Genomic DNA, 11031 nt, shown 5'->3' with positions numbered 1-11031 from the left:
AGGACGAATACAAAATAAGAATTTAAATTAAAAATTCATGGAAATAGCTTAAAGACAAAGTGATGGCTAGGCTTTATGTAGTCTAGGTTCTATTTATATTTAATAGGTAAAAACACAACAGACAAAAAAATAAACTACTTGCTGATAAATATTTTTCTAAAATATTATTTTGAGAGAATATCTAGCCACATAAAAGTAGCTAGATAAGGAAAAATTTCTAAAAATTTTAGATTTTTAAAAGCTCGGCTTCTTTTTCTTTTACAAGAGTATCGATTTTTGCAGTGTAGGTGTCAGTTATCTTTTGAACCTCATCTTGTCCCTTTTTGCTCTCGTCCTCAGTTATAGCTTTGTCTTTTTCAAGCTTTTTGACTTCATCATTTGCATCTTTTCTTACGTTTCTTATACTAACTTTGGCTTTTTCCCCCATTGATTTTGCATGTTTTGCATTTTCTTGGCGTTGCTCGACGGTCATCGGTGGGAAAAATAGCTTAACGCTCTCGCCGTCGCTGTTTGGATTGACGCCGATGTTTGCAGCTTGGATGGCTGATGAGATCGCTTTTATCATACTCTTTTCCCAAGGAGTGATAGCGATAGTCGAAGCATCACTCGTAAGCACGGTGGCTACTTGATTAAGCGGAGTTGGCGAGCCGTAGTAATCAACCATAACGTTATCTAGGATGTTGATATTTACTTTGCCAGTTCTTAGCGTTGTAAAATCGCGTTTTAAAGAAGCGATCGCCTTTTCGCAACCCTCTTTTTGGGTATCGTAAATTTTATTTAGCATTGGTGTCCTTTATTAGAAGTTTTGTACTTCTGTGATGATCTACTTTTAGCGACATTAACACTTTGCGTTTATCGAGTGGTGGGTTAAATTTACACTCAAAAACGCCATTTGTCATAGGTACTTTTCTAAAGCCATCAAAGCCAGTCATGAAAAAACTACCCTCGCTAGCGTTTGTATCGGTCTTGATGATGAGCTTGTCGATCGCGTTATTTTGCGGATAGCCCTCTGGAAATATCCACTGGGCATTTAAAAATTTGCTATTAAAAGTTAGCGCTATCTTTGTGCCGTTCATCACTGGCGTTCTGTAAAGATCATAAACGTCGCTTTTATCTGAAACTGCGCCTGAGTTTTGATTTAAAAGTGCTAAAAAACCAAATTCTTTTGCCAAGGAGACGACTCTACTATCGATCTCGCCGTAAGGGACTGCAAAGTATTTTGGCTTATAGCCCATATGTTTTTCAAAGGTCTCTACACCCTTTTGAAAATCCTCTCTTAATGCCTCATCGCTAAGCTTCGTCATCCTTGGGTGCGCGTATGAGTGGTAGCCGATCTCGCCGTAAGCCTCAAGTTCTTTAATCTGATCAAAATCCAAATAATCGCCATATTTATTTGCACTGGCTTCCACATAAAGCATTAGTGCAAATGGATAGTTATACTCTTTAAATACACTAAGGGCCTTGTCATAGAAACTTTTATAACCATCATCTACAGTGATGACGATCCAGTTATCAGGTATTTTTTCGCCAGCATTTACAGCATCGACTAGCTTTGAGAGTTTAACGACTTCATAGCCATTATTTTTGAAATATTCAAACTGCTCTCTTAAATTTTTAATAGAAATATCAGTGCTTGTATGTCTTGGATCGTCAAAGCGGTGATAAACTAGGATGTGAGCGTCTGCCAAAGCAAACGTTAGCGTCAAAAGTGACGCTAAAAACGTTTTTATCATTGTTATTTTGCTGGATTTTGTGGTGCGATAGGAGCTGCTGGCACGTCGTTTGATTTTGGTATGACTAGAGATTTGCTATCGACACTATCAACGATAGAGCGTTTAAGATCTTTGTTGTAAAAATATCCAAGCGCAAGTGTGTTTAGGATAAACAAAACGCCCACCACAAAGGTAAATTTAGCTAAAAATCCAGCTGGTCCTTTTGCTCCAAAAAGGCTCTCGTTGCTTCCACTGTATGCTCCAAGACCGATAGATGAGCTCTTTTGGAGTAAAACTGCGATCGTGATAACGACAGCTAGAACAAATTGCAAGATTAAAAATATTAAACTCACGAAATTTCCTTTAAATTTTTTAAATAGTTTGCGATTATACAAGAAAAGATTTAAATTTTTAGTTAAAGTTCTTTTTCAAGCTCATAAAGCTCGTATCTTATGCTTTTAAAAAGCTCGGCTCGCTCTAAATTTATAAGCTTAAAGCACTCTTCAAGCACGCGGGCGCTCTCCTGGGCACGCTTGAAATTTGCAGTGATGATCTCATCTAAATTTGATCTTTCTTGCTCGCTTTTTGTGCTGGTTTTTAAAACGTCGTTTTGTGAATTTCTAAATTTTAAAAATTCTTTTTGTGGGATCTTTGCCTTGTGGCGGAGGGATTTTATCTTATAGGCGAGCTTAGCATCGTCAAAGACATATCTTTTTATATCTTCAACGACGCGAAGCCCCTCTTTTAGCCTATTTAGATTCGCATCTATCACTCGGTAGATGCGCTCGTCATTAGTCATTTCTATTAAAAATGCCTAAAATTTGTAGTAATGATGTAAATAAATTTACAAAATCAAGATACAAAGCAACTGCACCTTCAACTGGTGTCTCGTAGTTGCCACGGATGATATTTTGCGTATCAAAAAGTATATATGCGCTAAATAGGATCGATGAAATACTTGCGATTACAAGTTGAAACATTGTACTTTTAACGAAAATATTGATAATAGCTGCTGCAACGATAACAATTAAGGTTATGAATAACATTTTACCCATTGTTGTAAAGTCGCGTTTTGTATTCATTGCAAAGACACTTAACGCACCAAAAGCAACTGTTGTTAGTCCAAATGCTTGAGCTACAATACCAGCTCCGCTTGGCATGGCAAGGATTGCTGAAAGTAGCGGAGTTAGCGTAAGGCCACTTATAAAAGTAAATGCAAATAGAAGTATTAAATTTAATCCCTCTTTACGTTTAGCTGCCATTAAGCCAAAAAGTAGTGCAAACTCGACTATAACAAGTCCCCAAAACAAAAATCTATTTGCCGCAAAAACGCCAGCTATGCTAATACCTACATAAGCGCCAGCTGTTGCTGAAAGTAGTGATGCTGCAAAAAGTTGATAAGTTTGTTTTATAAAAGTGCTTAGTGAGCTTTGAGAATACGCAAGTTCTTCTTGATTTTGTTTTGCATAGTTCCTATCATACAGACTCATTTTATCTCCTTATGAATTTTTGAATGAGTTTAGCCTAAAATAATTAAACAATGAATAAAAAGAATTTTAACAAATTATATTAGTTAAAAATTTATATATTAAAGTATTTTTTAGATTAAATAAAAGTTGCTATAATCGCGTAAAAATATAAAAAATGGAGATAAATTTCTATGGATGACTCGCTACTTGAAGGTGCGGTAAAATTTATGGAAGATGGCTTTTTAGAGCATGAAGAGCTCTTTAAAAGTCTACAAAATAGACAAGACCCACATACCCTTTTTATATCCTGTGTTGATTCAAGAGTGGTGCCGAATTTGATAACAAACTGCCTTCCGGGCGAGCTTTTTATGGTACGAAATATCGCAAACATCGTGCCGCCTTATAGAGTGAGCGAGGAATTTTTGGCAACGACTTCTGCTATCGAATATGCATTAGAGCTTTTAAATATCAAAAATATCATTATTTGCGGACACTCTGATTGTGGTGGATGTGCAGCGCTTTATATGGATGAAAAAAAGCTCAAGACCACGCCAAATGTTAGAAATTGGATAAAGCTAATAGAACCAATTAAGAGAGAAGTGCTTAAATTTACAAGCGACGATCCAGCAAAGATGGCGTGGCTAACTGAGAGATTAAATGTGATAAATTCGATCGAAAATATAATGACTTATCCAAATGTAAAAGAGGAGTATGAAAGAGGAAACCTTCAAATTTATGGCTGGCACTACATTATAGAAACCGGCGAAATTTTCAGTTACGATTTAAAAGAAGGCACATTCAAACTTTTAGCAGATAAAAGAGGTGAAAATGCGTAAAATTTTAACTATCATCTTGCTCTCATTTATAATGCTTTTTGGTGCTGAAAATAATAAAACACAAGAAGAAAATATACTAAGCCTAACAAATCAAATTTTGACTTTAAATAATCAAATCCAAATCATAAAAGCACAGCAAAAAGATACAAACTCAACAAAAGCTGATAATTCAAATTTAGCTGGACTTCAAAAGAAAAAAAATGACCTTTTGGAAAAAATTCCACTATATGTTATGCAGATTGAAGTAACTCAAAATGATATTGATAAATTTATTTTGCAAAAAAATAATTTAGAAAAAAAAGTAGCTAGACTAGAAAAGCAATTAAACAAAGATGCTTATGTTCAAAGCGCTATTGAGCTTGAGAAAATGAAGATAGATTATGCATACTTCTCAGCTTTAATTAATCTTGAAGAGATATTTAAAAAAGGCGCTAAAGCAAACTCTATAAAAGAGGTGATAGATAACGGACTTTTAAATTTACAAACAAATTCTTACGTCAGCATAAAAGAGCTAAAAGATTCTCTAAATGAGACTTCAAATTCTTACGATAACGCATTTGCCGAGCTTGATCTAAAAAAAGAGACTGATGAGGAAATCTTAATCTATCTTAAAAATAATGCCGATCTTCTAAGCTCAAGTATGATCTTATCTGAGCTAAATTTAGTCGATACGGTCGAATATATAAATAAGCTAACTTCTATAAATTCGGCAAAATTTAACGTTGGTAAGATCGTAGTTATAATCGTAGTATTTTTATTTTTTGTCTCACTTACAAGAATTCTTGCCAAACTCACATACTGGCTTATGTCACTCATTGCATCAGGCGAAGGCGTAAAGGAGGCAAAGGATCAGATAGTAGATATCGTTAAAAAGCCTATCTCTGCACTTCTTATCATTTATGCGCTAAATATTTGTATAGGTGTTGGCTTTTACCCAGTACCAGTGCCACTAACTCTAGCAAATATCTTTTCGATCGTCTATATAGTCGCATTTTCATGGCTTGTTTTAACTATCCTAAATGGTTATGGCATAGTAATAATCGATAAAATCGCGCAAAAGAGTAGACGAAAAGAGGTCGTAAATTTAGTTTTAAAAGTAGTCTACGTAATTGTATTAATAATCGCACTTTTACTAATTCTTCAAAAGCTTGGCTTTGATATATCAGCGCTCATAGCTTCACTTGGTATCGGTGGTCTTGCTGTTGCATTTGCTGCAAAAGACATCATCGCAAACTTCTTTGCTTCTGTTATGATGCTCTTTGATAACTCATTTTCGCAAGGAGATTGGATAGTTTGTGGTGATATAGAGGGTACTGTTGTTGAGGTTGGCTTTAGAAAGACGACTATTAGAAGTTTTGATAATGCTTTAATCTTTGTGCCAAACTCAAAACTAGCAAGTGATCCTGTTAGAAACTGGAGTAGAAGAAAAGTCGGTAGACGTATCAGAATGCTAATTGGCATTGAGTATGGAGCGACAACTGATGAGATTAAAAAATGTGTAGATGATATAAAAACTATGTTGATAAATCATCCAGATATTGCCAAAAGCGAGGACATAACAGCAAAGAAAAAAGGGCTAAAATATAGACAAAGTATAGTGTCAGTCGATGATTATGCTGGATATAAATCAAATTTATTTGTCGTGGTTGATGATTTTGCAGATAGCTCGATAAATATTTTAGTTTATTGTTTTGCAAAGACTATCGTTTGGGGAGAATTTTTAGATGTCAAACAAGATGTAATGCTAAAGATTATGGATATTTTAAAGCAAAATGGTCTAAATTTCGCATTTCCAAGCCAAAGCTTGTATATTGAAAGTGTCAAAGATAAAATTTAAGGAGAAAACAATGAGTGATGATTTTGACTATGAAGAAGTAGAAGAAGACTACTCTGAATTTAATGACGATGAGGACGATAGTAGCGATAGTTATGACTATAATTATGATGAAAATGACTACAACTACGAAGATAGTGACGAGGACGAAGATAGTTACGACTCTTACTAGAATGACTTAATGAAATTTAATGGAATAAATTTACAGGGAGTTTTGTTTGACACACGATTTTGTAGATCAAAGTAGTTATAAAGCGATCGATGATATCTATAAAACGATATTAGACGTTATGATAGCTGTGAATGCACTATCTTTGTTGCTTTTTATGATCATGGCTACACCGCTACTTTTTATGTGCTTATTATTTATAGCAGCTGGGATATTGCTTAGAATAAAATTTGACATAAAATATAGAGTATTAATATCTCTTGCATTTCACCTAAATATTATATTGCTTGTTACTATTATTGTTACTACTATGGGTTGGAATACTGGAATTTGGATAATACTTGTTGGTGTAATTTTTATAAACTACTTCCTAGCATTTGATTCAAAGAGCCTTACTTATATAATGGCATTTTTAGAATTAATCTTGCTTATACTTCTTTATTTTATTCATAAAGATGAGGCGCCGCTGATCCCATCAGCTATACGAGGGACGATAGTCGTGTGCAGTATTGTTTTTGCTTTTTTTATTGTTTTAAGACTTTCAATGTTTGCAGATATTATCACTTCTAGTGGATATCAGCAAATAAGAAAAGAGACGGAAGAGCTTGAAAAGGACTCAAAGCATGATTTTTTAACGCAGCTTTTAAATAGAAGAACAATAGAAAAAACTTTAAGATTTGAACTAGTTGCCAACAAGGAAAGAAGTGGTAATACAAATTTAGTCATAATGCTAGGCGATATTGATAATTTTAAAAAAATAAATGATACATATGGGCATGACTGCGGTGATGAGGTCTTAAAAGATGTAGCCAGTGCTTTAAAGAAATCATTTAGAGGTAAAGACTATGTTTGCCGCTGGGGCGGAGAAGAATTTTTGATAATCTTGCCCGATACAAAGATAGAATTTATCCACGAAGTGAGCAAAAGGCTTAAAAAACAGATAAACAACGCAAAACTTCCAGATAAAACTCCAGTTACTATGACCTTTGGCATGCTAATATGTGCAAATGGTGTTGAGGTGGATTTTGAGGAAGCCATAACTTTAGTAGATAAGCTGCTTTACGAAGGCAAGCAAAATGGCAAAGACCGTATCGAATTAGAAATTTTAAAAAAGGGCTCGGATGCGTAGAATTTCACTCTATACGACCCAAAAACTTATCATATTTTCAATATTATTAACTCACGTCTGTTATTTTTTTATTTTTTTATTTATGAAAGAAGAAATTCTGGCGGTTATGAATATATTTTCAGTAGCAACCTATCTTTTTCTTTTAAGGCTTATTTACGATAGTCCTGAAAATAACAAGATAACAATGGTAATAGTCCAGCTTGAAATTTTATTTCATGCGTTAGTTTGTATGCTGACACTTGGATGGGGATACGGTTTTGGATTATTGTTTTTAGCATCGTCGCTAATACTATTTTTTACTTCATTTACCTATAAATTTTTTAACTACATAATAGTTGCAACGCAAATAATTTTATCCATAGTCTGCTATATATATTTAGATGGTCAGCCTGTAAAAAATTTTGACGGATTTAGAGATCTACTTTTTGTTTTTAACTTAAGTATGGTTTGTGTATTTTCGGTTGTTGTTTCGTACCTTTTGGAGAGCTCAAATTTATTTATATTTTTAAGTATCTTAGAGGAAAAAGAGATGGCTGAAAATATCTTAAATCACGATCCATTAACAGGGCTTTTAAATCGTACTTCGATGCAGAAAATTTTAAGTCAAAACGATCTTTATAAAAATAGGGACTTTGCTATCGTTATGTGTGATATCGATAACTTTAAAAAGATAAATGATACCTATGGACACGGCGCAGGAGATGCTGTTTTAAAAAGCTTATCAGGCATATTTAAAAACACATTTAGAGATAAAGATAGAGTAGCTAGATTTGGTGGAGAAGAATTTTTAGCAGTCGTCTTGGGCGTAAAAAAAGATGCAGCTGTAAGTATCGTAGAGCGTGTTAGAGAGACTTTGAGTAAAAATATAGTTGAGTTTGAAAACATAAAGATCAACGCAACTATGACTTTTGGAGTAGTTGCTCATGATGGTACGGGAGAATTTAGCTTAGAAAAGATGATAAAACAAGCTGATAATCTACTTTATGCTGGTAAGCGAAGTGGTAAAAATATCGTTATGAGTGCGGATTACGACCCAAAAGCATAAATTTAGAGGCAAGAGCCTCTAAATTTTAATGTCCATACATTAGGTTTGGTAGCCAAAGAGAAATTTGTGGTATATAAGTAACCAAGATAAGACCAAAGAATAAAGTAAGTGTCCACGGCAAGCATGCCATGATTACCTCTTTTAGATTCATATTTGTAAGACCGCTTGCGACAAATAAATTTAGTCCAACAGGCGGAGTCACCATACCTATCTCCATATTTACAACTAAGATAATGCCAAAATGTATCGGATCTATGCCAAGTTGCGTTGAAATCGGAAGCAAAAGTGGCACCATGATCATGATGACGCTTGAAGGCTCCATGAACTGACCCATGATAAAGAGCAGGATATTTACAAATATCAAAAATCCTATCATACCGATATTTGCGTCAAGTATCATCGAAGCGATAGCTTGAGGGATCTGCTCGCTAGTTAGCAAATATGCAAAAACAACAGCGTTTGCGATGATGAAAAATATCATAGCTGTTGTAAGGGCTGAGTCTAAGCAGATATCCCAAAGATCTTTTATCTTTATATCTCTATAGATAAAAAGTGAGATAAATAGCGCATAAACAGCACTTGCCGCAGCAGCTTCAGTTGGAGTAAAAATTCCTCCATAAATTCCGCCGATGACCACAACGACGATCAAAAGCGCCCAAAATGCTTTGGCAAATTTCTGCACTCTTACTTTAAATGGCTCAGCCTTAGTTGCTTTAAAGCCAAGCTTTTTTGCGCCAACATAAGTTTGAACAAGCATAAAAGCGCCGAGCATAAGACCGGGTACAACGCCTGCCATAAAAAGCTTACCGATACTAACCTCAGCAGTTACACCATAAACTATCATAACAACTGAAGGCGGGATCAAAATTCCAAGTGAGCCAGCCGTAGTTATGCCGCCCACCGCGTACTCTTTTGGATAGCCAGCCTCTTTTATCGCTGCAAACATAATTGAGCCAATAGCTACAACCGTCGCAGGCGAGCTTCCAGATACTGCTGCAAAGATGATGCAGGCAAATATTGCACTCATCGGCAAACCACCTGGCAAGTGTCCGACCATAGATTTTGCAAAGTCGATGATACGTCTTGCTGAGCCGCCTTTGCTTAGTAAATTTCCAGCCAAGATAAACATCGGTATCGCCATTAGCGAAAATTTATTGATACCATCAAATATAAGCTGTGGGATCGTAGCGATGTCGATATCTGTAAAAAATATCATCGTTAAAACGGTGCTAGTTCCCAGTGAGACAGCCACAGGCACGCCTATTAGCATCAGTGCAAAAAGTAGGATAAATAAAAATGCTATTGTCATCTTTTTTCTCCCTAGTCTTTGACTACGCTACCATGAGCTAGCTCGTGCGCTTCGTTACTTACGACATGAGCTGCTGGAGTTAGAGCTACTTTGATAGCCTTTTCAGCCGAGCGGTAGCTAGCTGTGACGAAGGCTATAGGAAGCACTAGCATAGGGACCCATTGAGGTATGCCAAGGTCTATGATCATCTGCTCGATCTCGTGAAGAATTTGTAGATAATCAATAGAATAAACCGCGATAAATAACAAAAAGACAGTTGTTAGCACATGAGAAAAGATTAAACATGCTTTTGCAAGGGCTGGTGGAAATTTTTCCACCAAAATAGTTACACTGACGTGAATGCCCTTATTAAAGCCGTATGCCGCGGCAAAAAACGCCGACCAGATAAAAAGATAGTTTGATAGCTCGCTCGCCCAAGACCAGCTTTTATCGAAAAAATATCTAGCCATGACATTTGCAAAGGCTAGCAATGTTCCACTTGCGAGCCCAACTACTGCGATAGTTTTATTTAGTGAGGCTATCGCTATATCAAGGACATTAAAAAAGCTCTTCATTATTTTGTCCCAAGAGTCTTTTCTATGAGGTCTTTACCGATAACATCATAAAATTTAGGATAGATTGACTGCATAACCTTTTGCCACTCGGCTTTTTGTGCGTCATCGATCTTATAAATTTCTAGTTTTTTACTAGCAGCGATGTATTTTTCAAGCTCAGCTATGACGTGAGCGTCCTCTTTTGCTGTCTCTTCTCTCTCGAAAGCTGTTGCTTCGCTTAGAGCTTGTTTTACATTTGCTTTTAGATCATCTGGTAGCTTGCTCCAAAATTTATCACTCATAACGACTAAATAGCCCAAATATCCGTGACTTGAAAGTGTAAGCGAGCTTTGAACTTCGTGAAATTTTGAGTTATAGAAATTTGAAAGTGGGTTTTCAGTCGCATCAACTACGCCTTGTTGAAGTGCAGAATAAACCTCTGAAAATGGTAAAACTTGTGGGTTGCCACCAACTACTTTAATTTGTTCTTCAAGTACCTTTGAGCTTTGGATTCTAAATTTTTGTCCTTTTGCATCTTCTGGCACAAGAACTGGCTTTTTACTTGAGCTAAAATGCTTAAATCCAGCATCCCAATAATCAAGCGCCACAAAGCCTTTTTTTGTAACAAGGGCTTTTAGCTCCTCACCGACCTCGCCATCTTGGACCTTATGAAGGTGCTCTGCATCTTTAAAGATGAAAGGTAGGTCAAATAGCTGAAACTGCGGCACAATAGGCGTAAATTTTGAAAAACTTGGAGCTGCCATTTGAACATTGCCAAGCTTTAACGCGCCAAAAACTCTATCGTCGTCAAGTAGCTGCGCTGATGGGAAGACTTGAACTTTTAATTTACCGCCACTTAGCTCCTCAGCACGTTTAGCAAAAAAGTCAGCTGCCTTGCCCTTTGGTGTAGAAGCTGCAAAAGGACAAAAATTTAGAATCCAAAGCTCAAAGGTACTTGAAGAACAAATTAAAGTAGTTGGTGGCAACCCACAAGT

At 35.9% G+C, this 11031-nt stretch carries 13 protein-coding genes; 5 read left to right on the top strand and 8 right to left on the bottom strand.

What is annotated here, in order from left to right; translation table 11 throughout:
- Positions 1 to 226: 226 nt before the first annotated feature.
- From frr to FZ940_RS04210, 5 genes are all read right to left on the bottom strand, one after another.
- Entirely contained in the window at positions 227 to 784 is a 558-nt protein-coding gene (frr, locus tag FZ940_RS04230; RefSeq protein ID WP_084041030.1) for a ribosome recycling factor, read from the bottom strand.
- Positions 774 to 1733 carry a polysaccharide deacetylase family protein gene (locus FZ940_RS04225; protein WP_148821564.1) on the bottom strand — a complete coding sequence of 320 codons (960 nt, stop codon included), beginning with the start codon at positions 1731 to 1733 and terminating at the stop codon, positions 774 to 776. Before FZ940_RS04225 ends, frr begins: the two co-directional genes overlap by 11 nt.
- A 2-nt stretch (positions 1734 to 1735) precedes the next feature.
- A complete protein-coding gene (secG, locus tag FZ940_RS04220; protein ID WP_148821563.1) occupies positions 1736 to 2065 on the bottom strand; it encodes a preprotein translocase subunit SecG in 330 nt (109 codons plus the stop codon).
- A gap of 62 nt (positions 2066 to 2127) precedes the next feature.
- On the bottom strand, positions 2128 to 2511 hold the full coding sequence (locus FZ940_RS04215) for a hypothetical protein (RefSeq protein ID WP_002941503.1): 384 nt from the start codon (positions 2509 to 2511) through the stop codon (positions 2128 to 2130).
- A complete protein-coding gene (locus FZ940_RS04210) occupies positions 2504 to 3202 on the bottom strand; it encodes a Bax inhibitor-1/YccA family protein (RefSeq protein ID WP_084109905.1) in 699 nt (232 codons plus the stop codon). The genes FZ940_RS04215 and FZ940_RS04210 overlap by 8 nt, the downstream gene beginning before the upstream one ends.
- 170 nt (positions 3203 to 3372) lie before the next feature.
- Here FZ940_RS04210 and FZ940_RS04205 point away from each other — a divergent pair, with 170 nt between their 5' ends.
- From FZ940_RS04205 to FZ940_RS04190, 5 genes are read left to right on the top strand one after another with little or no spacing between them, the layout of a single operon-like run.
- Positions 3373 to 4017: a carbonic anhydrase gene (locus FZ940_RS04205; protein ID WP_072595207.1), complete on the top strand. Its 645-nt coding sequence runs from the start codon at positions 3373 to 3375 to the stop codon at positions 4015 to 4017.
- The gene (locus tag FZ940_RS04200; RefSeq protein WP_103618983.1) at positions 4010 to 5854 is read left to right on the top strand and encodes a mechanosensitive ion channel domain-containing protein; all 1845 of its coding nucleotides are present in this window, start codon (positions 4010 to 4012) and stop codon (positions 5852 to 5854) included. The genes FZ940_RS04205 and FZ940_RS04200 overlap by 8 nt, the downstream gene beginning before the upstream one ends.
- 10 nt (positions 5855 to 5864) lie before the next feature.
- Positions 5865 to 6023 carry a hypothetical protein gene (locus FZ940_RS09430; protein ID WP_021091126.1) on the top strand — a complete coding sequence of 53 codons (159 nt, stop codon included), beginning with the start codon at positions 5865 to 5867 and terminating at the stop codon, positions 6021 to 6023.
- Between the two features lie 46 nt (positions 6024 to 6069).
- Positions 6070 to 7149, top strand: coding sequence for a GGDEF domain-containing protein (locus FZ940_RS04195; protein WP_262367590.1), 1080 nt, complete (start codon positions 6070 to 6072; stop codon positions 7147 to 7149).
- The gene (locus FZ940_RS04190) at positions 7142 to 8194 is read left to right on the top strand and encodes a GGDEF domain-containing protein (RefSeq protein ID WP_148821562.1); all 1053 of its coding nucleotides are present in this window, start codon (positions 7142 to 7144) and stop codon (positions 8192 to 8194) included. Before FZ940_RS04195 ends, FZ940_RS04190 begins: the two co-directional genes overlap by 8 nt.
- A gap of 25 nt (positions 8195 to 8219) precedes the next feature.
- Here FZ940_RS04190 and FZ940_RS04185 read toward each other — a convergent pair whose 3' ends face one another.
- The 3 genes from FZ940_RS04185 to FZ940_RS04175 are packed head-to-tail and all read right to left on the bottom strand — an operon-like array spanning position 8220 to position 11004.
- The gene (locus tag FZ940_RS04185) at positions 8220 to 9503 is read right to left on the bottom strand and encodes a TRAP transporter large permease (RefSeq protein ID WP_072595211.1); all 1284 of its coding nucleotides are present in this window, start codon (positions 9501 to 9503) and stop codon (positions 8220 to 8222) included.
- An 11-nt stretch (positions 9504 to 9514) separates the two neighbouring features.
- Entirely contained in the window at positions 9515 to 10057 is a 543-nt protein-coding gene (locus FZ940_RS04180; RefSeq protein ID WP_148821561.1) for a TRAP transporter small permease, read from the bottom strand.
- A complete protein-coding gene (locus FZ940_RS04175; RefSeq protein ID WP_262367597.1) occupies positions 10057 to 11004 on the bottom strand; it encodes a DctP family TRAP transporter solute-binding subunit in 948 nt (315 codons plus the stop codon). The genes FZ940_RS04180 and FZ940_RS04175 overlap by 1 nt, the downstream gene beginning before the upstream one ends.
- Positions 11005 to 11031: the final 27 nt, after the last annotated feature.

This window comes from Campylobacter concisus, assembly GCF_902460415.1.
GTDB classification, from domain to species: domain Bacteria; phylum Campylobacterota; class Campylobacteria; order Campylobacterales; family Campylobacteraceae; genus Campylobacter_A; species Campylobacter_A concisus_Y.
This window is presented reverse-complemented; position numbering and strand designations above follow the sequence as displayed.

Coding starts and splice junctions, on each gene's coding strand:
- FZ940_RS04215 (WP_002941503.1), bottom strand. CDS start 2,511: ATGACTAATGACGAGCGCATCTACCGAGTGATAGATGCGAATCTAAAT.
- FZ940_RS04205 (WP_072595207.1), top strand. CDS start 3,373: ATGGATGACTCGCTACTTGAAGGTGCGGTAAAATTTATGGAAGATGGC.
- FZ940_RS04190 (WP_148821562.1), top strand. CDS start 7,142: ATGCGTAGAATTTCACTCTATACGACCCAAAAACTTATCATATTTTCA.
- FZ940_RS04185 (WP_072595211.1), bottom strand. CDS start 9,503: ATGACAATAGCATTTTTATTTATCCTACTTTTTGCACTGATGCTAATA.
- FZ940_RS04180 (WP_148821561.1), bottom strand. CDS start 10,057: ATGAAGAGCTTTTTTAATGTCCTTGATATAGCGATAGCCTCACTAAAT.
- FZ940_RS04200 (WP_103618983.1), top strand. CDS start 4,010: ATGCGTAAAATTTTAACTATCATCTTGCTCTCATTTATAATGCTTTTT.
- frr (WP_084041030.1), bottom strand. CDS start 784: ATGCTAAATAAAATTTACGATACCCAAAAAGAGGGTTGCGAAAAGGCG.
- FZ940_RS09430 (WP_021091126.1), top strand. CDS start 5,865: ATGAGTGATGATTTTGACTATGAAGAAGTAGAAGAAGACTACTCTGAA.
- FZ940_RS04225 (WP_148821564.1), bottom strand. CDS start 1,733: ATGATAAAAACGTTTTTAGCGTCACTTTTGACGCTAACGTTTGCTTTG.
- FZ940_RS04210 (WP_084109905.1), bottom strand. CDS start 3,202: ATGAGTCTGTATGATAGGAACTATGCAAAACAAAATCAAGAAGAACTT.